General features: G+C 61.0%; 23 protein-coding genes. 10 read left to right on the top strand and 13 right to left on the bottom strand.

The genetic code is table 11. The annotated features are described in order from the left end of the window. Nucleotides 1-55: 55 nt before the first annotated feature. The 3 genes from HB376_RS10015 (at nt 56) to HB376_RS10005 (ending at nt 3,125) form a co-directional block, all read left to right on the top strand. Nucleotides 56-310, top strand: a complete 255-nt coding sequence (locus HB376_RS10015) for a DUF3311 domain-containing protein (RefSeq protein WP_213763486.1) — start codon at nt 56-58, stop codon at nt 308-310. Beyond that, nucleotides 310-1,860 carry a sodium:solute symporter gene (locus HB376_RS10010; RefSeq protein ID WP_213763540.1) on the top strand — a complete coding sequence of 517 codons (1,551 nt, stop codon included), beginning with the start codon at nt 310-312 and terminating at the stop codon, nt 1,858-1,860. The genes HB376_RS10015 and HB376_RS10010 overlap by 1 nt, the downstream gene beginning before the upstream one ends. Before the next feature lie 155 nt (nt 1,861-2,015). Beyond that, nucleotides 2,016-3,125, top strand: a complete 1,110-nt coding sequence (locus tag HB376_RS10005) for an FUSC family protein (protein WP_213763485.1) — start codon at nt 2,016-2,018, stop codon at nt 3,123-3,125. A 41-nt stretch (nt 3,126-3,166) separates the two neighbouring features. Here the strand turns inward: HB376_RS10005 and HB376_RS10000 are convergent, their stop codons facing one another. Next, nucleotides 3,167-3,583: a VOC family protein gene (locus HB376_RS10000; RefSeq protein ID WP_213763484.1), complete on the bottom strand. Its 417-nt coding sequence runs from the start codon at nt 3,581-3,583 to the stop codon at nt 3,167-3,169. Nucleotides 3,584-3,752: 169 nt separating this feature from the next. Then, entirely contained in the window at nt 3,753-4,706 is a 954-nt protein-coding gene (gene tal / locus HB376_RS09995; protein WP_213763483.1) for a transaldolase, read from the bottom strand. Here tal and HB376_RS09990 point away from each other — a divergent pair. Next, the gene (locus HB376_RS09990; RefSeq protein WP_213763482.1) at nt 4,677-4,907 is read left to right on the top strand and encodes a hypothetical protein; all 231 of its coding nucleotides are present in this window, start codon (nt 4,677-4,679) and stop codon (nt 4,905-4,907) included. The genes tal and HB376_RS09990 overlap by 30 nt on opposite strands. 235 nt (nt 4,908-5,142) lie before the next feature. Here the strand turns inward: HB376_RS09990 and HB376_RS09985 are convergent, their stop codons facing one another. The 4 genes from HB376_RS09985 to HB376_RS09970 form a co-directional block, all read right to left on the bottom strand. Continuing rightward, the gene (locus HB376_RS09985) at nt 5,143-6,330 is read right to left on the bottom strand and encodes a benzoate/H(+) symporter BenE family transporter (protein ID WP_213763481.1); all 1,188 of its coding nucleotides are present in this window, start codon (nt 6,328-6,330) and stop codon (nt 5,143-5,145) included. Between the two features lie 183 nt (nt 6,331-6,513). Next, on the bottom strand, nt 6,514-7,689 hold the full coding sequence (locus HB376_RS09980; RefSeq protein WP_213763480.1) for a VWA domain-containing protein: 1,176 nt from the start codon (nt 7,687-7,689) through the stop codon (nt 6,514-6,516). Nucleotides 7,690-7,728: 39 nt separating this feature from the next. Then, nucleotides 7,729-8,343, bottom strand: coding sequence for a GNAT family protein (locus HB376_RS09975; protein ID WP_213763479.1), 615 nt, complete (start codon nt 8,341-8,343; stop codon nt 7,729-7,731). 13 nt (nt 8,344-8,356) lie between these two features. Further along, nucleotides 8,357-9,199: a MoxR family ATPase gene (locus HB376_RS09970; protein WP_062090977.1), complete on the bottom strand. Its 843-nt coding sequence runs from the start codon at nt 9,197-9,199 to the stop codon at nt 8,357-8,359. Nucleotides 9,200-9,609: 410 nt separating this feature from the next. Here HB376_RS09970 and HB376_RS09965 point away from each other — a divergent pair, with 410 nt between their 5' ends. Both HB376_RS09965 and HB376_RS09960 read left to right on the top strand, forming a co-directional pair. Further along, nucleotides 9,610-9,975, top strand: a complete 366-nt coding sequence (locus tag HB376_RS09965; RefSeq protein ID WP_097261818.1) for a c-type cytochrome — start codon at nt 9,610-9,612, stop codon at nt 9,973-9,975. A 79-nt stretch (nt 9,976-10,054) separates the two neighbouring features. Then, nucleotides 10,055-10,435 carry a c-type cytochrome gene (locus HB376_RS09960; protein WP_213763478.1) on the top strand — a complete coding sequence of 127 codons (381 nt, stop codon included), beginning with the start codon at nt 10,055-10,057 and terminating at the stop codon, nt 10,433-10,435. Nucleotides 10,436-10,551: 116 nt separating this feature from the next. Here HB376_RS09960 and HB376_RS09955 read toward each other — a convergent pair whose 3' ends face one another. From HB376_RS09955 to rsxB, 3 genes are all read right to left on the bottom strand, one after another. Continuing rightward, entirely contained in the window at nt 10,552-10,983 is a 432-nt protein-coding gene (locus HB376_RS09955) for a DUF1841 family protein (RefSeq protein ID WP_031361310.1), read from the bottom strand. Between the two features lie 115 nt (nt 10,984-11,098). After that, nucleotides 11,099-11,743 (bottom strand): endonuclease III, encoded by a 645-nt coding sequence (nth, locus tag HB376_RS09950; RefSeq protein WP_213763477.1) that lies wholly within the window; start codon nt 11,741-11,743, stop codon nt 11,099-11,101. 5 nt (nt 11,744-11,748) lie between these two features. Beyond that, a complete protein-coding gene (gene rsxB, locus HB376_RS09945) occupies nt 11,749-12,645 on the bottom strand; it encodes an electron transport complex subunit RsxB (RefSeq protein WP_346730468.1) in 897 nt (298 codons plus the stop codon). A 478-nt stretch (nt 12,646-13,123) separates the two neighbouring features. Between rsxB and HB376_RS09940 the strand changes: the two genes are divergently transcribed. Then, a complete protein-coding gene (locus HB376_RS09940) occupies nt 13,124-13,756 on the top strand; it encodes a TetR/AcrR family transcriptional regulator (RefSeq protein WP_213763475.1) in 633 nt (210 codons plus the stop codon). Between the two features lie 111 nt (nt 13,757-13,867). Here HB376_RS09940 and phaZ read toward each other — a convergent pair whose 3' ends face one another. Together phaZ and HB376_RS09930 are read right to left on the bottom strand one after the other, a co-directional pair. Then, the gene (phaZ, locus tag HB376_RS09935; protein ID WP_213763474.1) at nt 13,868-15,139 is read right to left on the bottom strand and encodes a polyhydroxyalkanoate depolymerase; all 1,272 of its coding nucleotides are present in this window, start codon (nt 15,137-15,139) and stop codon (nt 13,868-13,870) included. 447 nt (nt 15,140-15,586) lie between these two features. Beyond that, complete coding sequence (locus HB376_RS09930; protein WP_213763473.1) at nt 15,587-17,452, bottom strand: glycoside hydrolase family 15 protein; 1,866 nt, start codon at nt 17,450-17,452, stop codon at nt 15,587-15,589. Between the two features lie 390 nt (nt 17,453-17,842). Here HB376_RS09930 and HB376_RS09925 point away from each other — a divergent pair, with 390 nt between their 5' ends. After that, the gene (locus HB376_RS09925) at nt 17,843-18,091 is read left to right on the top strand and encodes a hypothetical protein (RefSeq protein WP_213763539.1); all 249 of its coding nucleotides are present in this window, start codon (nt 17,843-17,845) and stop codon (nt 18,089-18,091) included. Between the two features lie 189 nt (nt 18,092-18,280). Here HB376_RS09925 and HB376_RS09920 read toward each other — a convergent pair whose 3' ends face one another. Next, nucleotides 18,281-18,433, bottom strand: coding sequence for a DUF3096 domain-containing protein (locus HB376_RS09920; RefSeq protein WP_075645423.1), 153 nt, complete (start codon nt 18,431-18,433; stop codon nt 18,281-18,283). Between the two features lie 320 nt (nt 18,434-18,753). Here HB376_RS09920 and HB376_RS09915 point away from each other — a divergent pair, with 320 nt between their 5' ends. Together HB376_RS09915 and HB376_RS09910 are read left to right on the top strand one after the other, a co-directional pair. Beyond that, on the top strand, nt 18,754-19,989 hold the full coding sequence (locus tag HB376_RS09915) for a lactonase family protein (protein WP_213763472.1): 1,236 nt from the start codon (nt 18,754-18,756) through the stop codon (nt 19,987-19,989). 150 nt (nt 19,990-20,139) lie between these two features. Further along, the gene (locus tag HB376_RS09910) at nt 20,140-21,201 is read left to right on the top strand and encodes a transporter (RefSeq protein ID WP_218627210.1); all 1,062 of its coding nucleotides are present in this window, start codon (nt 20,140-20,142) and stop codon (nt 21,199-21,201) included. A 53-nt stretch (nt 21,202-21,254) separates the two neighbouring features. Here HB376_RS09910 and HB376_RS09905 read toward each other — a convergent pair whose 3' ends face one another. Further along, on the bottom strand, nt 21,255-25,679 hold the full coding sequence (locus tag HB376_RS09905; RefSeq protein ID WP_213763471.1) for a DNA translocase FtsK: 4,425 nt from the start codon (nt 25,677-25,679) through the stop codon (nt 21,255-21,257). Between the last annotated feature and the right edge of the window lie 12 nt (nt 25,680-25,691).

Genomic DNA, 25,691 nt, shown 5'->3' with positions numbered 1-25,691 from the left:
AGACCCGCTCAGAGCCTTGGTCGAGCAGCACATTTCAAAAAAAGAGGAGAGCGTCATGGCTCAAGAGGCGGTGACCGCCAGTGGTCAAGTTCGCAACAAGCAGTGGCTCTGGCTGCTGGTTCTTCCGTGGATCGGCGTGGTCTGGGTGCCGTTCTACAACAAGATCGAGCCCGTGCTCATGGGCTTTCCATTTTTCTACTGGTACCAGTTGCTCTGGGTGCTGATCAGCGCGGTGATTACGGCCCTGGTCTATGTCAAGACCAAGCCCATCCACGATGTTCCCAAGCTCACGCCCGGGAGCCCGCGATGATGAATTCCACGGCAACCTTCGTCTTCGTCCTGTTTTTTGTCGGCGTGACGATCCTGGGTTTTGTTGCTGCCCACTGGCGCAAGGCCGATCTCGGACAACTCGATGAATGGGGCCTGGGCGGCCGTCGCTTCGGCACGATCGTCACGTGGTTCCTGCTCGGCGGCGATCTTTATACGGCCTACACGTTCGTCGCGGTTCCCGCGCTCGTGTTCGGCGCGGGCGCTACCGGCTTCTTCGCGTTGCCGTACACCATCCTGATCTATCCGTTCGCGTTCGTGGTGTTCCCCAAGCTCTGGGCGATCTCGAAGAAATTCGGCTACGTCACCGCTGCCGACTTCGTGCACGCTCGCTACAACAGCCGCATGCTGGCGCTGGCCATTGCCGTGACGGGCATTGTCGCGACGATGCCGTATATCGCGCTGCAGCTTGTCGGTATTGAAGTGGTGATCGGCGCGCTCGGCTTCGATACAACCGGCTTCGTTGGCGATCTGCCGCTGATCATCGCGTTCGCGATTCTCGCGGCCTACACGTACACGTCAGGCCTGCGCGCGCCGGCCATGATCGCGGTCGTGAAGGACGTGCTGATCTACATCGTGATCATCGCTGCCATGATCATCATCCCGGCACAGCTCGGCGGTTTCGGCGCGATCTTCAGTCATGTCGATCCGGCGAAGATCCTGCTGAAGGCACCGGATGCGTCGAGCCTGAACGGTTACAGCGCGTACGCCACGTTGGCGGTCGGGTCAGCGCTTGCGCTGTTCCTGTATCCGCACTCGGTGACGGCGGTGCTGTCGTCGAAGTCGGGTAACACGATCCGCCGCAACATGGCGCTTCTGCCGGCGTATTCGCTGGTGCTCGGTTTGCTCGCGTTGCTGGGTTACATGGCGCTGGCATCGGGCGTGAAGGACATGCCGGAATTCGCCCCGTACTTCAAGGCGTATGGTGCGAACTTCGCCGTCCCGGCACTGTTCCTGCACTTCTTCCCGTCGTGGTTCGTGGGCGTGGCGTTCGCAGCAATCGGTATTGGCGCGCTGGTTCCGGCGGCCATCATGTCGATCGCAGCGGCCAACCTGTACACGCGCAACGTGCATAAGGAGTTCGTGAACACGAACATGACGCCGGAGCAGGAAACCAATGTTGCCAAGCTGGTGTCGCTGCTGGTGAAGGTGGGCGCTGTCGTGTTTATTCTTGCGCTGCCGCTGACCTACGCTATCCAGTTGCAACTGCTCGGCGGGATCTGGATTATCCAGACGCTGCCGGCGCTGGTGCTCGGTCTGTACACGCGGGTTCTTGATCACCGTGGCTTGCTGCTCGGCTGGGCCGCCGGCATTGCGACGGGTACATGGATGGCGGTGTCGCTGAAACTGGCTGGCTCGATCTTCACGATCCACCTGTTCGGCTATGCGATTCCCGGTTACGCCGCGGTGTGGGCACTGGTCGTGAATCTGGTGGTATCGATCGTGGTGAGCATTCTGGTGCGTGTGATCGGTCTGAAGCGCTCGGACGACCGTACGAGCCCCGAGGATTATCTCGACGTCGCGGAAACCTGATCCTGATCTTGATCCGGGAAAAACGGGCGATCCAACCCCGTTCTGACCCGAAAGCTGGTAAAACGCCCGTAACGGATGTTGCGGGCGTTTTGTTTTGTGCGCCCGCTTTCATCAGCCTCTTGCCCCGCTTTTGCCCGTCAATACACTGGAACCGCATGTCCTCGACCGATACGAGCAGGCCTCACCGCAGCCAGGCACGGCGCTTACTGCATGTGCTCGGCTCGCCGTATTTTCGCTATCGCTACGCTAAATACCTGCATGCGGCGCGCGTGGCGCTGGCCATGCTTGCGTCGATTGCGTTGACCTCGGGTATCGATATTCCGCACGGCGAATGGTCGTCGGTGACATTGCTGGTGGTGATCGGTGGCTTGCAGCATCACGGCAATATCCGCAAGAAGGCTGCGGAGCGCGCGCTGGGCACGCTGCTTGGCGCGTCGCTAGGGTTGGGGCTGATCCTGCTGCAATCGGCTACCCATTCGACGATGATCACGTACGCGCTGCTGGCGGTGATTGCCGGCGTTTGCGCGTATCACGCCATCGGCAAACCGGGATATATCGCGTTGCTGACGGCCATCACGACGATTATCGTCGCGGGACACGGCGATCTGTCCATCGAAGTCGGCTTGTGGCGCACCTTGACGGTGCTGATCGGAATTGTGATCGCGCTCGCGTTTTCGTTCGTGCTGCCGCAATACGCCACCTATTCATGGCGCTACCGCCTCGCCGACAACATGCGCGACTGCGCGCGGATTTACGGCGCGGTCGCGGAAGGGCTGCCAATGCCCGCCGACACCCTGACCAAGCGCTTTCTCACGATGAACGCGCGGCTGGTGAGCTCGCGTTCATTGCTGGCGTCGGTGGCAAAAGAGATCGACGTGCCGGCCGCGGTGCTCGACGACATCCAGCGCCAGCACCGGTCAATTCTGAGCGCGCTCGAAATGATGGCGTCGGCCATGCCGGCGGACGGGCTCGGACTCATCGCGAGTGCTCACGCAGACGAGCGGGCGATCAGGCACACGTTGCTGCTGATCGCCCGTGCGTTGCGGTTCGGGCGGGTAGGCTTGCTGCACGCCGCGACCGGGTCTCCCGCAGCGGCGGCGCGACTGGAGCGCAACGTCCGGGTTGCCGCGGAGCTCGCGCCCGAATTGCAGGGACCATACTGGCCCGCGCAACGGCTGGCGGAACAGGTCGACAGATTGCGTTTGCGGCTGATCGAGATCGAGCGGCAATGGAACATCGAGGGCGCGCAGCCGTTTCATCGGTGAATGGGAGACGGGGTTGAGCACCCCTGCGCTCCGAGGGGGCGCTATCCGCCGAGGTCGTCCATGACGGTCACCATCCACGGGATGCCGAATCGATCGCAAACCATGCCGAACCCGCTGGTCCAGAACGTCCGTTGCCACGCCATCCGGACGTCGCCGCCGTCGCTGAGTGCCGTGAACATTTTCTCGCCGGATGCGAGGTCGTCGGCGGAGATCGAAATACTGAAACCCGAGAAAACCTGAGGCGCGGCGTTCACGCCATCGGACGCCATGATCAGGCTTGCCCCTATCCTGAACGTCGCGTGCATGACCTTGTCCAGCCATTCCGGTGTGGCTTTCACGCCTTCGGGAGAATCCTTGAAATGCAGGACGGACAAGGTTTCCGCGCCGAGCGCTTTTTGGTAGAACGCGAGCGCTTCTTCGGTGCGGCCGTTGAAGAACAAATAGGGTTCGAGACGCATTGGCAACTCCTGGTGAGTCGGGCAGCTTAGCCACCCGTGCCAAAAGTCTAGCCCACGCCGGAGGGCTAAAAACGCACCCCGCAGCCTCCATCCGCATAAAAAAAGGCGTCGGCGCAATAGCGCCGACGCCCGTTTTCAGACGCGAAATACAGGTGTTGCAGCCGCGAAATTATTTCAGCGCTTCGATCAGTTTTTCGAGCTTGACGGCGTCGGCGGCGAACGCGCGGATGCCTTCTGCCAGCTTTTCGGTTGCCATGGCGTCGTCGTTGACGAGGAAGCGGAAGCTCGATTCATCGACTTCGATCTTGCTCACGGGATCATTCGCGACCGCTTCCGGCGACAGCTTGCGTTCAACCTTTTCAGTGCTCTCGGCGAGCTTTTGCAGCAGATCCGGGCTGATGGTCAGCAGGTCACAGCCGGCCAGTTCGGTGATCTGGCTGACGGTGCGAAAACTCGCGCCCATCACTTCCGTCTTGTAGCCGAACTTCTTGTAGTACGCGTAGATCTTGCGCACCGATTGCACGCCCGGATCGTTCGCGCCGCCCATCTTGACTGCGTCCCAATCCGCGCCTGCCGACTTCTTGTACCAGTCGTAGATGCGGCCGACGAACGGCGAGATCAATTGCGCGCCGGCGTCCGCTGCGGCCGCGGCTTGCGCGGTCGAGAACAGCAGCGTCATGTTGCAGTGGATGCCTTCTTTCTGCAGCGTTTCCATGGCGCGGATGCCTTCCCACGTCGACGCGAGCTTGACCAGGATGCGCTTGCGGTCAATGCCCGAGTCTTCGTACAGCTTGATGATGTCGCGGCCCTTGGCGATCGAACCTTTGATGTCGAACGACAGGCGGGCGTCGACTTCAGTCGATACACGGCCCGGAACGATCTTCAGGATTTCCTTGCCGAAAGCGATCAGCAACTGGTCGATGATCTGGCCCATCGGCTTGCTCGCGTGGTCCTTGACGGTCTTCTCGAGCAGCGGCTTGTAGGCATCGTTCTGGACGGCCTTGAGGATCAGCGACGGGTTCGTGGTCGCGTCTTGCGGCTTGAACTCGCCGAGTTGCTGGAAGTTGCCGGTATCGGCGACGACGGTGGTGTATTGCTTGAGCTGGTCGAGAGCGGTGGTCATATCTGGTCTTCGGCGCGTTATGCCGTTGTCAAAGATGCGGAATGCCCGCGGGTGAAAGGGTTGTGCGAGGCCGCCGGTGCTGGTGCTGCGCCAAAGCTGCTGGCGAGCGGCTCGCCCAAGATTGCCATTCTATTCCTGCCGCGCCATTTGGCGCAGAGAACGCCGTGGTTCGCGGTTGTGCTTCTTGCCTTCGGCCGCTGATCTGCCGCGTTGCATACGATGCTCAACTCGTTTCGACGGCAGGTGGCTTCGAGAGTTCACCCGCTGCGCCGGTCGCCGCGATCGCAGACCTGCGGGTACAAGGGTGGCGGATGTTGCGCATGGGCCATGCCTCATGCCCCATGTCTCTTACGCAATTCCGATGCCCAGAGCCCGGCATCAACCCACGCCCCATTACACGTTGTTCGCGTGAACATTTCGCGTCGATACAATCAATCTACGCCCGCCGCGCGTTGAGCACAATCTGCGTGACGACGCCCGCGACCAGGCCCCAGAACGCGGAGCCTATCGACAGCAGCGTCAGTCCCGACGCGGTCACCATGAACGTGACGAGCGCTGCTTCGCGCTGGCGCGGGTCGCTCATCGCGTTGGTGAGGCCGCTCATGATCGAGCCGAACAAGGCCAGCGCGGCGACTGACACGACCAGCGCTTTTGGCATCGATGCGAACAAGGCGGCGATGGTCGCACCGAACACGCCGGCCAGGAGATAGAAAATCCCGCACCAGACGGCGGCCATGTAGCGCTTCGAGCGGTCTTCGCTGGCTTCGGGGCCAGTGCAGATCGCGGCGGTGATGGCCGCCAGGTTGATGCCGTGAGAGCCGAACGGCGCGAGCACAAGCGACGCGAGGCCGGTTGTCGCGATCAGCGGCGCTGACGGGGTGTCATAGCCGTCCGCGCGCAGCACGGCGATGCCGGGCACGTTCTGCGAGGCCACCGCGACCACGAACAGCGGTATGCCGATACTGATGACCGCCGCGAGCGAGAAGTGCGGCAGGGTGAAAACGGGGTGGGCGAGCGCGACGTGGAACTGGCTGAAGTCGAGCAAACCGAGCGACCCCGCAGCCACGATGCCGACCACGAGCGTCATCAGGACGGCATAACGGGGCGCGAGGCGTTTCACGACCAGATAGGTGAAGAACATCGCCAGGACGAGGGCGGTCTGGAACTGGGCGGCCTTGAAGATCTCGATGCCGATCTCGAACAGGATGCCGGCCAGCAGCGCGGCGGCAATGCTGGCCGGAATTTTCCGCATCAGCGTATCGAACCAGCCGGTGAGGCCCACGATGGTGAGCAAAACCGCGCACACGACGAAAGCGCCGATGGCGTCCGGGTACGCCACGTTCGGGAGCGAGGTCACGAGGAGAGCGGCGCCGGGCGTCGACCAGGCGGCGACTATCGGCGCGCGAAACTTGAGCGACAGGCCGATCGTGCACAGCGCCATGCCAATGGAGAGGGCCCAGATCCAGGAGGAAATCTGGGCATCGGAGAGATGGGCGGCACGCCCGGCCTGGAACATGAGGACGAGCGAACTCGTATAGCCCGTCATCATGGCGACGAATCCCGCGACAAGCGCGGAGACGGAGGAATCGGCGAGGGGGCGGAAGGTCGTGGCGGGCGGATTCATGCGAAACCTTGGAGGACGAGTCGCAGATCGTACTGGCCGGAAGGGATTAAGGGCAGTGACAGTCTGGAAAAAAATTGCCGTGCCACTTTAAATCGATGTGAATAAAAGGGGTAAAGGGGCCGGTATAAGCCCTTCAATTTGTATTGAACGGCGCGCGGCAGGAGAGCTGCGAACAACCGACGGTTATTTGGAAAGCGCCCGCATCGCGCTTTCAAGCCCGCCAAGCGTCAACCCAAACATTCGGCCGCCCAGTACTTGCCGAATAATCGATACCGATTGCCGATATTCCCAAAGCCTTTCAGGCTCAGGATTGAGCCACGCGAAATGGGGGAACTGATCGGCGAGTCGCCTTAGCCAGACCGCGCCAGCTTCGGCATTGTTATATTCAACCGATCCGCCGGGTTGAACGACCTCGTACGGACTCATGGTTGCATCGCCGACAAAAATCAGCTTGGTATCAGGTGAAAATTTGTGCAGCACATCGAACGTGGCGGTGCGTTCGCCATGTCGTCTTCGGTTGTTTTTCCAGAGATAGTCATACACGCAGTTATGGAAGTAATAAAACTCCAGATGCTTGAACTCCGATTTCGCTGCGGAAAACAGTTCTTCAACGCGCTTGATATGGTCGTCCATCGACCCGCCTACATCCAGCAGCATCAGGACCTTCACATTATTGTGGCGCTCCGGCACCATCTTGATATCTAGCCAGCCGGCATTGGCGGCGGTGCTGCGAATGGTGTCGGGGAGATCGAGTTCATCGGCGGCGCCTTCGCGCGCGAAACGCCGCAAGCGCCGCAACGCCACTTTGATATTACGTGTCCCTATCTCGACCTGATCGTCGTAATCCTGATAGGCGCGCTCATCCCAGACCTTGACCGCCGTCCGGTTGTCAGCGGAATCCCCGCCAATTCGAATCCCCTCCGGATTAAACCCGCCATTGCCGAACGGCGATGTCCCGCCTGAACCAATCCACTTGCTGCCGCCTTCGTGCCGTTCATTCTGCTCATCGAGAAGTTGCTTCAGGCGTTCCATCAATTTATCGATACCGCCAAGCGCTTCTATCTGGCGTTTTTCCTCGGGCGTGAAATCCCGCTCCAGCCGTTTCTTGAGCCATTCGAGCGGCACATTGAACGCGTCTTCATCGAGTGTCGCGATACCCTTGAAATAGGCGCCGAACGCCTGATCGAATTTATCGAAGTATTTCTCGTCCTTGATCAGCGTCATGCGCGCGAGAAAATAGAACTCGTCGATAGAAGGCCCGATTACCTGGGCCTTGAGTGCTTCAAGCAGCGTCAGGTATTCCTTGACCGAAACCGGTAGCTTGGCGCCGCGCAGAGAATAGAAAAAATCGATCAGCATGCCGGGCTCCTTGCCCAATCTGTCGCAGTACGAGTCGCGCTACGAGTCGAGCGGCAAGTCGAACCGCGTTTCGAGTTTGGCGCGCAGATTCGCGCGTACGGCCGGCCACTCGGACTCGATAATCGAAAATACCACCGTATCGCGGTAAATGCCGTCCCGGCCGATCTGGTGATTGCGCAGAATCCCGTCTTCCTTCGCCCCCAGCCGCGCAATAGCCGCGCGCGATTGCCGGTTCATGAAGTGAGTCCGGAACTCGACGGCGATGGTCTTCAGCGTATCGAACGCGTGCGAGAGCAGGAGCAGCTTGGCCTCGGTGTTGATCGCCGTGCGCTGCACGCGTTTGGCATACCACGTACTGCCGATCTCCAGCCGCCGATGTGCCGCCTCGACATTCATATAACGCGTGCTGCCGATTACGTCGCCCGTCTGCGCGTCGATGATCGCGAAGGGTTGCGCGCCGTCTGAATCGCGCATGGCGAGCGCCGCGTCCATCCATGCGGTGATCGTTTCGGGCGAGGGGACGCTCGTGTACCAGAGCTTCCACAACTCGCCGTCCGCTGCGGCGTTGGCGAGCGCATCCTGGTGTTCGCGTTCGAGCGGCACGAGTCTCACGTACCTGCCTTCCAGCGTAACCGGATCGATCCAGCGGCTCATGCTTGCAGCCCTTTCAACGGTTGTTGCGGTTCATGAACAGCAGGCGCTCGAACAGGCTCAGGTCCTGTTCGTTCTTGAGCAACGCGCCATGCAACGGCGGGATGACCTGTTTCTGATCGGTGGAGCGCAGCGCTTCGGGGCCAATATCTTCGGCCAGCAGCAGCTTCAGCCAGTCGAGCAATTCCGATGTCGATGGTTTCTTCTTCAGGCCCGACACGTTGCGCAACTCGAAGAAACTTTGCATCGCGGCGGCGAGCAGTTCCTGCTTGATGCCGGGGAAATGCACCTCGACGATCTGTTTCATCGTCGTGGGTTCGGGGAATTTGATGTAGTGGAAAAAGCAGCGGCGCAGAAACGCGTCGGGCAGTTCTTTTTCGTTGTTTGACGTGATGATCACCAGCGGCCGGTGTTTCGCTTTCACCAGTTCGTGGGTCTCGTAGACGTAGAACTCCATCCGGTCGAGTTCGCGCAGCAGGTCGTTCGGGAATTCGATGTCCGCTTTATCGATTTCGTCGATCAGCAGCACGCCGGGTTCATCGGCGTCGAAAGCCTGCCACAGCACACCTTTGACGATGTAATTGCGGATGTCCTTCACGCGTTCGTCGCCGAGCTGGGAATCGCGCAGGCGCGACACCGCGTCGTACTCGTAGAGGCCCTGCTGGGCTTTGGTGGTCGACTTGATGTGCCATTGCAGGAGCGGCATGCCGAGCGCGGCGGCGACTTCCTCGGCCAGCATCGTCTTGCCGGTGCCGGGCTCGCCCTTGATCAGGAGCGGGCGCTGCAGGGTGATGGCGGCGTTGACGGCGAGCTTGAGATCGTCGGTGGCGACATATTGCGATGAACCTTCAAAACGCATGACGCGTCCCTCGGAGAAGGAAAAATTGCAGTATAAGTCAGAAGGGTTTTGGCCGAGCCGCCCCCGAAACGCCCAATCGTGCTCAACCGGGTCATTTGCTGCCGAAGGAGAATCAAATGTCCATCGGACAGATTGTCGCAGTCTGCCGGAACCCAGGCGCTGCGGCCTTGAGCGATGGGGCTGGCCCTGCTGCGGCCGGTGGACGCAGGGTAGGTCGCGCGGTACAATTAGCGCGATTTTTTTGGCCCGCGTGGCTGGAAAACGGAAATGCGCGAAAACGCGCGGATTTGCGCTCCAGGGGACTAATTAGTGCCCTCGTTCAGCGCGCGTCCGTTTGACCAGTCCCGAGAAAGTCCCGGAACGCCAAGCGTCCAAGGTGCCGGATTTCCCCTCATGCCAGGTTAGAAGCTATGAATAAATTCGTCGGCAAATGTGCCGTGATCGCAGCGCTGTCGGGGCTTGCCGGCTTCGCGACACAGGCATCCGCCGATGTCGTGGGCAACGCGAAAGCAGCCCAGGGCAAAGTTGCGATGTGTATCGGGTGCCACGGCATTCCCGGTTACCGGACCGCGTATCCCGAGGTGTACCGGGTTCCCATGCTCGGTGGCCAGAGCGCCCGCTATATTGAGAACGCGCTGCATGCCTACAAGAAGGGCGATCGCCATTTCGAGACGATGCATGGCATAGCGACCACGCTGTCCGATCAGGATATCGCCGACATCGCTGCGTATTACGCCGCGCAAACCCCCTCTTCGAAGAACAATCCCGACAAGTGATCCGCGTTGCGCCCATATCTGATTGTCAGGTCAGCGGCGCCCGTCACCCGGTAATCACTAATCGCGGATAGGAGAATTCATGAAGGCACTCGACACAGTGTTGAAGACAGCATGCACGGCAGCCGCGCTGATCGGCGCGATCGGCGTTCTGGCCATGCAGCCGGCGCATGCAGCCGATGCAAGCAATGGCAAGGTGCTCACCGAGGCCCACAATTGCGCGGCCTGCCACGGCCCGAACCTGAACAAGCCGGTGAGCGCGGAGTATCCGAAGCTCGCAGGCCAGCACGCCGACTATCTGTACTGGGCGTTGCGCCAGTATCAGATGGGCAACGGCAATCCGAACTTCGGGCGCAACAACCCGATCATGGCCGCACAGGTGCAAAGCTTGTCGCAAAGTGACCTGAAGGACATCTCGGCGTATATCGAATCATTGGATGGCGATTTGATCGTGAAGAAGTAAGCATCGCCGGATCGTCTTTGTCGGTTTGATGGACGCATAAAAAAACACCCCGCCGGTCAATGACTCGCGGGGTGTTTTCGTTTTTGGTTCGGCCCTCGGCTCTCGGGCCTTGTTCTTCAGTCTCGCGACGCCCGTTGTTCGATCAGCGCAAGATACGCGTCGGTGTCCGGCGGCGTGTTGTTGCGCTGTGATTCCCAGATGATCTGCCCAAGGCATTCCATGATGGCGTGCTGAGCGTCATGCGTCGAACCCATCCGGCCGACCAGTCGCTCATGCGCGCGCCGGATGCCGGGCGGTTGATCGATGGACAATTGCTCGGTAATGGCGAGATGCATCGACAAATGCAGGAACGGGTTGCTCTTGCCCTGATCCGGCGAGTAGTCGGCGTGGGCCACGTCGGGATCGGCGAGTTCTTGCTGGTATTCAGGATGCTCGCCGATCCAATCCGCGGCAATGCTCTCAAGCGGTGTCAGGACGCCGCCCTCGCGCTGCTTGCGCCAGGTGTCGGTGAAAAATTGGCGAACTTCGTCGCGGCTGGGGTTGAACATGGGTGTGGAGTGGCTTGCAGGGGTCGTTTTCAGAGGCTCATTTTAAGCTGCATCGCTGCCTTTCGCCCGTTTCGGCGCGTGTCGACCTTCCCGGTGCTTATTTTACTTATTCCTCTTATTCGATAGGCGCCGGCGTCTTCGGCCGGAACTCGCACAGCGGTTCGATCGCGCAATGCCAGCATTCGGGCACGCGTGCCCGGCAGACATAGCGGCCGTGCAGGATCAGCCAGTGATGAGCGTCCTGTTTGAATTCATCGGGGACGAATTTCTCCAACGCTATTTCGACCGCGCGCACGTCTTTCCCGGGCGCGAGCCCGGTACGATTCGATACCCGAAAGATATGCGTATCCACGGCGATGGTCGGATGCCCGAACGCCGTGTTCAGGATCACGTTTGCCGTCTTTCGTCCAACGCCGGGAAGCGATTCAAGCGCCTCGCGATCGTCCGGGACCTCCCCTCCGTATTGCTCCACCAGGATCTTGCACGTGGCGATCACGTTCTTCGCTTTCGTCCGAAACAATCCGATGGTCTTGATGTACTCCCTCACGCCTTCTTCGCCCAGCGCCAGCACCTTGGCCGGCGTGTTGGCGACCGGGTACATGCGCCGCATGGCTTTGTTCACGGAGACATCGGTGGCTTGTGCCGACAACAGCACCGAGATCAGCAATTCGAACGGCGATTCATGCTCGAGTTCGGTGGTCGGATGTGGATTCAGGCTTTGCAGCGTTTCAAAGATCGCACGGCGTTTTTGGGCGTTCATCGTGTTCAGGTCTTGTTATCGTTACCAGGTTCACGGTCGGGGTCGATGGCAGGTGTCGAACTTTTGTCGTTATCAGGGCGCGTTATACCGAGCCGATGCCGCCGCGCTTCCGCTGCATCGATCTGCGCCTGAACCTCCGGGCTGACCGCGTCGGTATTTTTCGGCCCCACGCCAAGTTTGGCCATCTCTTCTTTCTTCTGGCGTGCACGGTCCATCGCGGCCTGGATGATGGCGCGCTTTTTTGCCTGCGCGTCGTCGTCGGCCGTGGTGACGGGCTGCGCCGTTTTTGATTCAACCGATCCGTCTGGCTCGGTATTCAGTCGACCGCGTGGCTCAGTACCCGACGCACCCGCCATGCGTGCCGCCTTGCGCGCTTCTGCCGCGTCGCGTTCACGTGCGAGGCGTGCCTGGCGAAAGTCGTGCCGCTTGCGTGCCGCGTCGGCTTCCTGCTGGCTCCATGCGTCCCAGCCGGTTTTCTCGCCCGTGACCGGGACCATGGCGATGCAATCGACCGGGCAGGGCGGCACGCACAGGTCGCAGCCGGTGCAGAGCTCGGGGATGATCGTGTGCATCTGCTTCGCCGCACCGACGATCGCATCGACCGGACACGCCTGCAGACACAGCGTGCAGCCGATGCAAAGATTTTCATCGATGATCGCAAGCGGCCGGGGCCGTTCCACGCCGTTATCGGGATTCAGCGCAATGACAGGCTTGCCGAGCAGGCTGGCCAGGCGGACCACACCCTCCTGGCCCCCCGGCGGGCACTGGTTGTAGTTTGCCTCGCCCGCGGCAATGGCCTCGGCGTACGGCCGGCAAGCGGGATAGCCGCATTTGGTGCATTGCGTCTGGGGCAGCCGGTCTTCGATCTGGTCGGCGAGGGTTTTGGCAGAAGTTGCAGTCACTACAGTCACATTAACGGCTTGGGGAGGATGGCGCGGACGGGCTCGTGACCTTGGCGCGAAGGCGTTGCAACACGAACGGTCCATTCATCTGGCGTTGGCCAGGCTTGTGGATCCGACAAAACAGACGATTGGCCCTTGGCACGATCCGTATAATCCGCGTTCGGCGAGATTCGACGACATTCGGCGACAGCACGTGGGGACATGTCGAGCGCTCTGGTTCGCGCTCATTTTTGACGTCCTGTTCGAGCGTTTCCGGCCGTTGCACGGGATGCGGCATTATCGCTGAATTTCAAGCTGTTCCCAACCATTCCCAATTGCCAACCTGCCAACGATGTGCACATAATCAAATTGCTTTCGATTGACTGCAGGACGGTATTCCCCAATCACGTTGGCGTAACCGATCCATCGCATGCGTCCTGAGGACACGGGAACGCGTGACGCTATTTCGATAACGCGGTTTGTCGATCACAAAGCCACCATGAACCAGCCAAAAATCAAAAGAGATCCCGAGGGTACACGCCGTCGCATCCTGCTCGCCGCCGCAGAGGAATTTGCTGCGGGCGGCTTGTTCGGCGCACGTGTCGACCAGATTGCACGCCGTGCCGAAACCAACGAGCGAATGCTCTACTATTATTTCGGCAGCAAGGAGCAGTTGTTCACGGCTGTGCTCGAACATGCATTCGCCGCACTCACCGAGGCTGAAAAGACGCTCGACCTTGATGGGATCGCACCCGTCGAAGCGATCACGCAACTGGCGCATTTCATCTGGAATTATTATCGTGAGCATCCCGAACTCTTGCGGCTCATCAATAACGAAAACCTGCACGAAGCCCGCTATATAAAGGGTTCCACGCGTATTCGGGAGTTGATATCGCCGGTGGTCGCCACGCTTGCGAAGATTCTCGAACGTGGTCAGCATGCCGGACTATTTCGCAATAACGTCGACCCGCTGCGTTTTTACGTGACTTTGTCGGGGCTCGGGTATTACATCGTATCGAATCGTTTCACGCTCGAAGCCACGTTCGGACTCGACTTCAGCCGCGATGCCGAACGCGATGAAATTATCAAGATGAACACGGAATTGCTGCTCGCGTATTTGTTGCGGCGCTGATGCATCGGGCCTGCTCGTCGCAGAGGGGCCCTTCAATGAAACACGCCGCGTAAAACGCGGCGTGCTGTGTCATGCCAATCAATTCCAGGCGGCTATTCCGTCAGACCGCGATCAGGCCGGGACAGCTTCCTTTTTCGGCGCCTTGTCGTGCGCGAGAATGAATTCGCGCAGTTGCGGATACACCATCGTGCGCCAGCGGCGTCCCGAGAAAATGCCGTAGTGGCCGGCCTTCTCCGCCATGTAGTGGCGTTTGTTCTTCGCCGCAATGCCGGTGCACAAGTCATGCGCAGCACGCGTCTGGCCGCTGCCTGAAATGTCGTCGAGTTCGCCTTCGATGGTCAGCAGTGCCGTGTTCTTGATGTCCTGCGGACGCACGAGCTCACCATTGACGTTCCACGTGCCTTCGGCCAGGCGGAACTCCTGGAACACAATGCGAATGGTGTCGAGGTAGTAGTCGGCGTCCATGTCGAGCACGGCGTTGTATTCGTCGTAGAAGCGGCGATGCTGCTCCGCATCTTCGTCGTCACCACGCATCAGGTTCTGATAGAAGTCCCAATGCGCCGTCACGTGCCGCTCCGGGTTCATGGCGACAAAACCGGCATGCTGCAGAAAGCCCGGATACACCTTGCGGCCTACACCCGGATAGTTCGCCGGCACCGTGTAGATCACGTTGTTCTCGAACCATTCGTATGAATGTTCACTCGCGAGCGAGTTGACCGACGTGGGGCTGCGACGCGCATCAATAGGGCCGCCCATCATGGTCATGGTGCGCGGCGTGTCTTCACCGCGGCTGGCCATCAGCGCGATTGCGGCGAGCACCGGCACGGTCGGCTGGCACACCGAGATCACGTGCAGGTCTTTCGCGCCAATATGGCGGATGAATTCCTGGATGTATTCCACGTAGTCGTCGAGATGGAACGACCCGTCTTCAAGCGGCACCATGCGGGCGTCGAGCCAGTCCGTCAGATAGACCTTGTGGTTGTGCAGCAGCGTCTTCACCGTGTCGCGCAACAGCGTGGAGTGGTGACCCGACAGCGGGGCGCAGACCAGCACGATAGGTTCGGTCTTGAGTTCGGTGACGGTTGCGCTGTCGTCGGAGAAACGCTTGAAGCGGATCAGCCTGCAGAAGGGTTTTTCCAGCACGATCTGCTCGACGATAGGAATGGCATGGCCGTTCTTCTCGATCTGATGCAGTTCGAACTCGGGCTTCTCGTAATCCTTGCCCAGGCGATACAGCAATTCGTAGCCGGCCGCGAGCCGCGTGGAACCGGGCACGTACGCGAGCGGGCTGGAAGGATTGGTGAACGACTTCGATGCCGCTTCCGCCCATGCCGTAAGGGGGCTCAACATGGCCCGCTGAAATTCGTGGAATTGATAGAGCATGTCTGACCTGTATAAATCCGGCTGCGCCCGTCTCCGGGAGCGTGTCCGGCGGTTGGCCTCTATCGGCGGTGGCGTCATGCCGGGTCAGGCTTTCGCTGGTTCCCGGCTCGGCGTGCAGTTCGTCGATTGCACCGCATTGCTGGTGCTGGCAGTTATTCGTTGTTGCTTGCGTTGTTGCTTGTTCGCTTCATGAGGGGTCGCAGGGAAGAGGGGCGGGACTGGGCATCAAGCCGGCGTTGCCTTCCGGGCTCAACACAAAACACATACCGGCTAAGCCGTGATCCAGACCCCATTCAAAATTTCAATTCACCGAACGACCGGTCGGAAAGCCTCTTCGATCATAGCCAAGAACACGCTTTTGTGCAACGCAACATACGTGCTCTTTACCGCTATTCAGCATGAATTTAGCGTTGAAATCGTCAATTTCCGTTAATTATTCGAACAACATTACGTTTTGCTTTCTTTTGCGAGCGTTGCGTCCGAGGGTTTGTCCTGACGCGACGTGGGCTGGCCGGTAGCCTTCGCCATGCCTTGTTCGTGGCGCATCAGGTTCATGCCGGTATGCACGAGCGCGACATGCGAGAACGCTTGCGGAAAGTTACCAACCAGACGTTTCGCGACCGTGTCATATTCCTCGGCCAGCAGGCCGACGTCGTTGGCGAGACCGAGCAAACGCTCGAACATCGCGTACGCTTCCTCGTGGCGCCCCTGCAGCGCGAGATTGTCGACCAGCCAGAAGCTGCACGCCAGAAACGTGCCTTCCCCGGGCGGCAGTCCGTCCTGTACCTCCGTCGTGTGGTATCGCTTGACCAGTCCGTCATGGGTGAGATCACGCTCGATGGCGTGGACCGTGGAGATCACGCGCGGATCTTCCGGAGGCAGAAAGCCGAGCAGTGGAATCAGCAGCAAACTGGCATCGAGAGCGTCGCCGCCGTAAGTTTGCGCGAACGAGTTCATCGACGGATTCCAGCTTTTCTCGCATACGTCCGCGTGAATGGTGTCGCGCACCGCGCGCCAGTGGTCGATCGGGCCTTCCAGGCTGAACTGTTCCGCCGATTTGATCGCGCGGTCGTAGGCGACCCACGCCATGACCTTCGAGAACGTGAATTGTTGACGGCCGCCGCGCGTTTCCCAGATGCCTTCGTCTGCTTCCTGCCAGATGGTGTCGAGATGATCGAGCATGGCGCGCTGGATCGACCATACGGTTTCATCGCTTTGGAGGCCGCCCACGCGCGCGAGATGCAGCGCGTTCATGACCTCGCCGTAGACATCGAGTTGCAACTGGTTGACCGCGCCGTTGCCAATGCGCACAGGTTTCGAGTTCTCGTAACCCGGCAGCCAGTCGACTTCCCATTCGGGCAAGCGCCGCTCGCCCGCAATGCCGTACATGATCTGCACCTGATCCGGCGACCCGGCCATCACGCGGCCAAGCCATGCCCGCCAGGCGCGCGCTTCGTCGTAGTAACCGCTGCGCATCATTGCGAGGAGGGTGATGGTGGCGTCGCGTAACCAGCAGTATCGATAATCCCAGTTGCGCGTGCCGCCCAGTTGCTCAGGCAACGACGTGGTCGGCGCCGCGACAATACCGCCGGTCGGTTCGTAAGCGAGCGCCTTGAGCGTAATCAGCGAGCGGCGGATGGCCGGACCCCAGCGGCCGTCAAGATTGCTGCGTCCCGACCACTCCAGCCAGAAGTTCTCGGTGCGCGCGAACTGCGTATGGGGATCGAGTGCGCGAGGCAGGTGCAAGTGCGATTGCGAATACACGAGCGAGAAGGGGACGCGCTCACCCTCGCTTACGGTGAATTCGCCGACGGTGCGCATGTTCTCGCCGGTGAGCTCGATGGGCGTACGCAACACGCATAGATCGGGACCGGCGATCGCGCGAATACCGCTTTCGTCGGGGAGCCGGCTGACCCACGGAATGGAGGAGCCGTAATCGAAGCGCAGCACCAGTTCCATTTTCATCTTCACCGTGCCGCGCCGGCCCACCACGATGCGCACAAGGTCGGATGCGCCATCACGGACCGGCATGAAGTCGATGAGCGAAACCTTTCCGTCGGGCGTTTCGAAATCGGTTTCCAGGATCAGCGTATCGCCGCGATACCGGCGGGTGATGACCGGCGGCGGGGCGCCCTCGGGCAGGTCGGGTGTAATCAGCCAGCGGCCGTTTTCCGGCGTGCCCAAGAGGGCCGCAAAACACGCGCCGGAGTCGAAGCGCGGCCAGCACAGCCAGTCTATCGAGCCCTCTTTTGAAATCAGGGCAGCGGTGTGACCATCGCCGACCAGGGCGTAGTCCTCAATCAGTGCGGGCATAGGCTAGGGGAGTGAGGTCGATGCGGCCGCAGTACAGGTGCCGCGTGGTTGGGGGAGGCCAGGCTGTTCCAGTCCTTCGAGTGTTCGATTATGAAGCGCATTCGCATTTCGCGTTTTCATGCGTACCGGTTGCAAGCTTCGGTCGCAAGCTCCAGTCCCTTACTCCCGGTGTAAGTGACCTTGCAGACGGCCGCGCAAAAGGCCTTGCAAAACCGCAAGCGCAGGAAGGTTGAAAAAACTTGTGACAAATGCCTAGAATGAATCTTCGCGCCTGACGGTTTTGCCGAAAGCAGTCACGTGGGTCCGTCGTACCGTGGTATCGGACCTGTTGATGCACGTCACGCGCTCCCTGCTTGCCTAACGTTTTCGAGGACATCGAAAGTGAAAGCCATGCTGAATCCGTCGAGAGCCGATTGCATCGCCATCCTGTCGGCCGCGAGCCACATCGTCGATCAAACCGCGCTCCTGGATCTCAATTACAAGAATCTCGGCCTGTCCCGCAACGGGATGGAGACCGCCGCGTCGTTCCTGATCGAACGCGCCTGTTTCACGCGGCATCGCGAGGTCGACGGGCGCACCGCCGTGGGCGGTTTGTCGCTGCAGGGCCGGATGCGGCTCGACCAGCTTGCCAATAACTGATACCGATTGCGCTGCAGCGCGCAACGGCTTAGTTCAACTTCAGAACATTCTTAGCGCGGGATCGCGGATTGCGACCCCGCGTTCAGCGTTTGCTCGTCGTTCGGAACGTTCGGAACCTCGCTCCAATAACAGCGTCTTAAGGAGCGCGTGACGGCCAGGAGCGCGATGGCGGTGTTCGTGCCGAGGCCGTCAGAAATGTGTCGTGCTAAGTCCGAATACGCCGATCAGCCCGATGATGATCAGGTAAATCGCAACGATGAAGTTGAGCAGGCGCGGCACGATCAGGATCAGAATGCCCGCTATCAGCGCAACCAGCGGTCCAAGGCTCAGATGGATATTCATGGCGACTCCTTGTTGATTTTTTGATGGGAATTGGTTTGCATCATGCGGTTTGCATCATGCGCCGAAGCAGTGACCGGTGACAATTGGGACAATCGGGCGCTTGTCCACGGCTCATATAACCTGAAACAAGCCGTAATAACGAACGATCAGGAGGCTGTATGTATTTGGCGGATCTCACCCATTTCTCTCGTTTGACGCGTTTGACATGTCGTTTTCCTCATTTTCCTTCCACGCTCCGTGTCCGGGGCTTCGCTTCCACGCAAACATCGTGCCGCGCCGCCGGGTCGGCGCGTTTAAATCAGTCCGGGCGGTCGCGATTGATGTCGAAAGGTGTGGCGGCGGGTGTTGCCGCGGGTGTTGCCGCTGTGTTGTCGCTGGCTGCCGCCCAAGCCTTCGCACAAGGGGCGGGTACGGCCGCCGGCACCGGCACGTCAGCGACTTCCGGCGCTGCCGATAACGGCGTATTCGACTTGCTCGTGGGCACGTACACCGGCAGCGGCAAGAGCGAGGGTCTCTATGTGTACCGGTTCGACACGGGCACCGGTGCGATCACGCGCCTTTCATCCGCGCAAGCGGTGAATCCGTCGTATCTCGTGGTGAGCCACGATCGGCAGCATGTGTACGCGGTCAACGAGCTTCCCGGCGATAACGGTCCCGCTTCGCAACGCGGTGGCATCAGCGCATTCCGCTTCGATCCGCCGAGCGGGCAACTCACCTTCGTGAACCGCGTCTCTTCCGATGGCAACGATCCCGCGTATCTCGCTTTATCGCCGGATGGCCGTTATTTGCTGACCGCCAACTACTCGGTGGCATCGAATCCGGGCGGCAGCTTTGCCGTGTTTCCACTGGAAGGTGACCGGGTTGATCCGTCGGTACTCACCGTGCATCACGACGGCAGCGGTCCCGTGAAAGGGCGCCAGGACAATTCGCATGTGCACTCCACGGTGTTTTCGCCCGACGGCCGTTACCTGTTCGCGCAGGACCTGGGTGCGGACAAGATCTATTCATATAGATACACGCCCGACGGCAGCCGGGGTTTGTTCGGGCCGACCGAGTCGCGTTATACGCTCGTGAAACCGGGTTCCGGGCCGCGCCACCTGATCTTCGATCAAGCCGGCAAACATGCCTACCTGACAACCGAAATGAGTGCGTCGGTGTCGGTGTACGACTATGACGACGGCAAGCTCACGCTAAGGCAAACCCTGCCGATGACCGCGCCCGGTTTCAAGGGCAAGGTGGGCGGCAGCGCGATCCATCTGTCGCCGGACGGCCGTTTCCTCTATGCGACCAATCGCGGCGATGCGAACGAACTCCTGACCTTCGCCGTGAATCCGTCCGATGGTCATCTCAAGCTGCTCAACCGGCGTTCGACGCTCGGCAAGTCGCCGCGCGAATTTGCTATCGATCCGACCGGACGCTGGCTGATCGTCGGCAACCAGGACAGCGACAGCGTCTACTTTTTCCGGCGCAATCCGGACACGGGCGAACTTGCGTCCGATCCCAAGCGCCTGGAGATTGGTTCACCGGTCGATTTCAAGTTTGTTTCGCCATCCTGAGGATTTTTTATTCAACTGTGCGGGTCGTTGGGGGTTCGCGGCTTGCAGAGGTTTCCTGGCTTTTTCCTGGTTCTTTCTTGGTTTTTAAGTAACGTGGTTTTTGTTTAACTGGTAAGGCCGGGGTTGTCCCGGTATCGAAGGAATTCAACGTTGAACATTACGTCAGTAGTTGGTAGCGAGTCGGGTCCCACCGCTCGCAGTACGGAGCAGGACGCACCCACACCACCGGGTTTTATCTGTGCGTTCCGGTTTGCCGGCGCGGAGGCGTTACGGCTGTCCTGGGATGAAGCGCGCCGCGAGATTGCAGGCGACGGCCCGACGTGGCTGCATTTGAGCGCAAACGACGACACCGTCGAAAGCTGGCTGACCGGCGTGACCGCCATGCCCGACGTCGCCCGCGAATTCCTGAACGGTGAGGACAAGCGCCCGCGCGTGCACATGGGCGGGACGTTCATGTACGGCGTGGTGGCGGATCTGGAGCGCGTCGCGGAGACCCCGGACGCCGATCCGAACGCGCAGGCCACGCGCCGCGCGACGGGCGCGCTGCGCTTTTACGTCGATAAGAACCGCATGATCACGGTGCGCGCGCAGCCGCTTCAATCCACCGACCGGCTGCGTCATGCCGTGCTCGAAGGCGCCGTGTTTCGCGACACCGTCGATCTTTTCGCCGGCCTGATTCGCGCGTTGAACGAGACGTTCGCGGATCGTATCGATGAAATCGGCGATCGGCTCGATGACGTCGAGGAGGGCGTGCTCGACGGTCGTCATTCGAACTGGCGCGCGGAGCTGGGGTCGGTGCGCAGGCGGCTGGTGGAAGTGAAGCGGTTTGTGGATCCTGAGCGCAACGCGCTGACGCAACTGGTTCTGCGGCGGCTGGAGTGGGCAGAGCCCCGGTCGATGGAAACGCTGATCCAGGCAATTCAGGTGCTCAACGGGCTGGCTGCCGGACTCGAGGCGCAATACGAACGCTCGAAGTTGCTGCAGGACGAGATTGCCGCGTTGCTCTCGGAGGACATCAACCGCAAGCTGCTGTGGCTCGCGGTCATGTCCGCGTTGCTGATGCCCGCAACGCTTGTGTCCGGTATCTTTGGCATGAACGTGGCCGGGCTGCCCGGCACGCACGATACCTATTCGTTCTTGATCGTGATGGGCGTGATGGCCGTTTGCGCCGCCTTCACGCTGTATTTGTTGCGGCGCTTTCGGTTGTGGTGAGGTGACGTGAGGTGAGATGGCCGGGGCCCCCGCACCGGTCATCTTATAGCGGCTTATTCCGCCGGTCCCGGTGCGAGCACTTCGCGATTTCCATTTGTGCTCATCGGTGAAACCAGGCCCGCTGTTTCCATCTGTTCGACCAGTCGCGCTGCGCGGTTGTAGCCAATGCGCAATTGCCGCTGCACCGACGAGATCGATGCCCGGCGCGTGCGCAACACGAACGATACGGCTTCGTCGTAGAGCGGATCGGCTTCGGCATCCGGCGTGTCGCCGAACAGGTCCGGCGTGCCACCTTCGGGCGTCGGTCCCGACAAGATCCCTTCCTCGTACTCCGGTTCGCCGAACTGCTTCAGATACTCCACCACGCTATGCACTTCCTCATCCGCGACAAACGCGCCATGCACGCGTTGCGGGTAACCCGTGCCGGGAGGCAGGAACAACATATCGCCGGCGCCGAGCAATGACTCCGCGCCCATCTGGTCGAGGATCGTGCGCGAATCAATCTTCGATGACACCTGAAACGCCACCCGCGTCGGAATGTTCGCCTTGATCAGCCCGGTGATCACGTCCACCGATGGACGCTGCGTCGCGAGAATCAGGTGAATGCCGGCGGCGCGCGCCTTCTGCGCCAGCCGCGCGATCAACTGCTCGATCTGCTTGCCAGCGACCATCATCAAGTCGGCCAGCTCGTCGATCACGACCACGATCATCGGCAGCTTGGCGAGCGGTTCGGGTGCGTCGGGCGTGAGCGAAAACGGGTTCGTCAGCTTCTTGCCAGCAGCTTCAGCATTGCGGATTTTCTGGTTGAAACCCTGCAGATTGCGCACGCCTACCGCCGACATCAGCTTGTAGCGCTTCTCCATTTCGCCGACACACCAGTTCAGCGCGTTCGCGGCCAGCTTCATGTCGGTGACCACCGGCGCGAGCAGATGCGGAATGCCTTCGTACACGGACAGTTCCAGCATCTTCGGGTCGATCATGATCAGGCGCACGTCTTCCGGTTTCGCCTTGTAGAGCAGCGACAGGATCATCGCGTTGATCGCCACCGATTTGCCCGAACCCGTCGTGCCCGCGACCAGCATATGCGGCGCGCGCGCGAGGTCGGTCACGACCGGATTGCCGACGATATCCTTGCCCATCGCGATCGTGAGGAACGACTTCGAGTCGCGATAAACATCGGCTTCCAGGATTTCGGAGAGCCGGATCATCTGCCGTTTGGCGTTCGGCAATTCGAGCCCCATGCAGGTCTTGCCGGGAATCGTCTCGACCACGCGGATGGATGTCAGCCCGAGTCCGCGCGACAGGTCCTTCATCAGGCCGACGATCTGGCTGCCGCGCACGCCTAGCGCCGGTTCGACTTCGAAGCGCGTGATGACCGGTCCCGCCGATGCACCGACCACGGTCACCGGTACCTTGAATTCCTGCAGACGCTGCTCGATCAACTGGCCCGTTTCGGCGAGATGTTGTTCGGAGACTGGTTCGACTTCGTCGGATGCGGGTTCGAGGAGATCGAGGCCGGGGAGATCGACGGCCGACGCCGCGGGCGCGTGGAACTCGAATTCGGTCGCGATGAAACCACGCACCGGCGGGCGGGAATCGGATTGCTGCGGGGTTGTTTCAGGCGCGGGAGCCGGGGTCGCGTCCGCATTGGCACTCGCGTCCGCGTTCGCAATGGCGCGCGGAAAATGGACAATGTTCGAAGCGTGGTTGTAGTTCGGGCCTGCTTGTGCTTCGGTCGCGGTTTTCCATTCCGTTTGCGCCGTTCGGTCGGTCGGCGTTTGCGTTTGTGCCGCGTATTCGTTCGGAGCGAGAGAGGCGGGCGGGGTATCGATGCTGGTTTCGACGTTTGCGTTCGTTTCGTCGGGCGCGGCATGTGGCGTATCGACGTCGCTCAACGGCGCACGTGCGGCGCCCAAATCTGCTTGCCACGGCGGCGTGTGGGCCTGACCCGTGGACGCGGTTGCGGGGCTTCCCGATAACGACGATGCCGGTGTCGCCGGGACGATGTCACGCGTCGTCTGTACAGGGTGCGTTTGCCCGGCGCGGACGGCCCACGGCGGGAGATCGGCGAGGTGAACTGGCGTTTGCGTGGATGGTGACGTATTGGGCGACGTCGTCGTGCTCGGCGTTGCCGGTTCCAGGGGTGTGGATGAACCGTTCAGGCCGCGGGTTTCGATCGACCCAGAACCGGTCGATGGGTTGAGCGCGGCATTGCCTGCAATGGCGGAAGAGGCCAGGTGCGCGGTTCCGTCGATATCGGCCGGCCATATCGGATCCGACGTCTGATTCTTGGTCTCGTCGCTATCGGTGGGCTGCACGGGCAGGTTCGACAACGGGTTCGAGCGTACATCGACGGATTGCGTCGTGACCGGGGTGGTTGCCGGTGTTTGTTCGATACCGTTATCGTGCGCTGTCGGTGATACGGGATAGGGCAGGGCGCCGTTGTTGTGGATGTCTGCGTTGCTCGTGCTTGCATCCGTGCCGGTCTCCGGCTGCGTTGGCTCGCGCACGATAGTCTGGGCGGCAGAGGCGAAGGTGTAGCCATCGCGTAACGAAGCGCTGGACGAATACGTGCCCGCAACACTCGATGCCGCCAGCGACGCAACGCCTTCCGCCGTTCCCGGCTGGTCGGCCTGGTTCGCGGACGGGTTGGTTATCGACGACGGAGTAGTCGTGCCCGACGTCGGGGACGAATCGGAGATGATTGTGGTCTTCTCAAGATCCGTCGCGTTCGGTGTTGGTGTGTTGGGGGTTGCATGACTCGCGAGACCCGCACTTACCAACGATGCAGAAACAGCCGGGGGCGCAAATGCCGATGCCGGAGAAGCTAGGGGTGTGGTGATAGCTGAGGACGCTGGAGGAGCGGAACCCACGGGGCTAGCCGAAGCGGCCAGCGCGTCGGAAGCACCCGAAGCACCCGAAGCACCCGAAGTACCCGAAGTACCCGAAGTACCCGAAGTACCCGAAGTACCCGAAGTACCCGAAGTACCCGAAGTACCCGAAGTACCCGAAGTACCCGAAGTACCCGAAGCGTTCAACGCCGATGCATCGTGTCTCTTATCCGTGCCACTCGCCTCTGGCAACCCTCCCGCTTCCCGCGCTGTATCAACGCCACCTGCGCGCGTGGTCCATTGCGCCGTGCTTTGCTCGATGGAGCGCAGCGTCTCCTTTATCCGTTCAGGTGCAGGCGGTGGACCGGCAGGTTTGGCGGGAACAGCCGCGAATGCCGTTGTCGCAGCAAAAAAAGAGTCGCTCGACACGCCCGGAGGAACCGATTTGCCGCCGGTAGGGTTCATCGATGTATTGCGCGAAGCGGCGTGGGAAACACCGGAGGAACCCGACGCACGAATAGCGCCCGGTGCGCTCCGGTTCAGCAACGGACGCGATACATCTGGAAGCCGCGACGCGGCAGTATCCACGGAACGGTCCGTTCCCCGCGTTGCCGATGTCCGGGCCGCATTCGGCGGCACGGCACCTGTCGTTCCCCCCGCCGTTCCCCCGGTACCCGCCGCACTCGCGATCCGCGTGACGCCACCCGATCCGGCGCTCGTCCCCACCTCGGGCACGTTCACGCTTGCCGTCCTTTCCCGCGTTCCCGACGACGATCCCGACTCCGGGCTGCTCTTCAGCCAGCCCGCCGGTGCGATCGGTTCGAGCGGCTCCCGAGGTCCTGTTCCACGACCGCTGTGCGAAGCGGCAGGGCGTGCATCGGGGAAGCGGTCCGAATAGCTGTCTTTGCCGGTACCCGGTTCACGATGTGTCGACGACAAGGGTTCGATCGGCCGCGCAGCCTCGGGCCCGCGCATCGGCCGCTCGGCGTCGCTGCGCCGTGCAGGCTGCGGACGCCAGACGGTCGGCCGCTGATAACGACCGCTTGGGCGTTGCGTTGCAGTCGGCAAGCCGAGTGCCGGAGCATCGTGCGAGGTTCTACCAGAAGTCGTGACACCGCTCCCAACCGTGCTCCCCGCCTTGAAGCTGCCGAGACCCGCGCTCGCTCCCCGCGTTTGCGCGTTGTCGCGCGATGCCCGGGCACGCGATGGTTTCTCTCGGACCGACCGTTCCCGTGGCGTGAACCACTCGGGTTTGAGGCCCAGGCCGAATGCGCCGTTTGCCCAGCCAAGGGTCTCGCGCCATTGGAACCCGCAGAGCCACGGCAAGCTGATGAGAAACACAATGGCCGCACCGGCACCCACGCTCAGCGCAGCCCGCGTGCTCACGACGCCGGCCTGTCCGCCCAGGCCGAGCAACAGCGCGTGGCCGAGATGGTCGACGTCGGCTGCGAATGCGAACGAATGAAACAGGGCGGCTTCTAGCGCGCAGCTCGCGAGGAGCACGCAGAAGAAACCGAGCCAGAGCCGGATCGTGCCCGGACCGCGCAGGCCGCCGCCGTTGGGGAGAACGGACTTGACGATGCGCCAGAGAAGGGGGATGAACCAGACGGCCGAAGCACCGAACCAGCCGAAAACTACCGTGTGCATGCAAGGAACCAG

The sequence above is a fragment of the Caballeronia sp. dw_19 genome (assembly GCF_018449515.1).
GTDB lineage: Bacteria > Pseudomonadota > Gammaproteobacteria > Burkholderiales > Burkholderiaceae > Caballeronia.
Note: the sequence above shows the minus strand (reverse complement) of the source record. Positions and strands in the feature narration are given on the sequence as shown.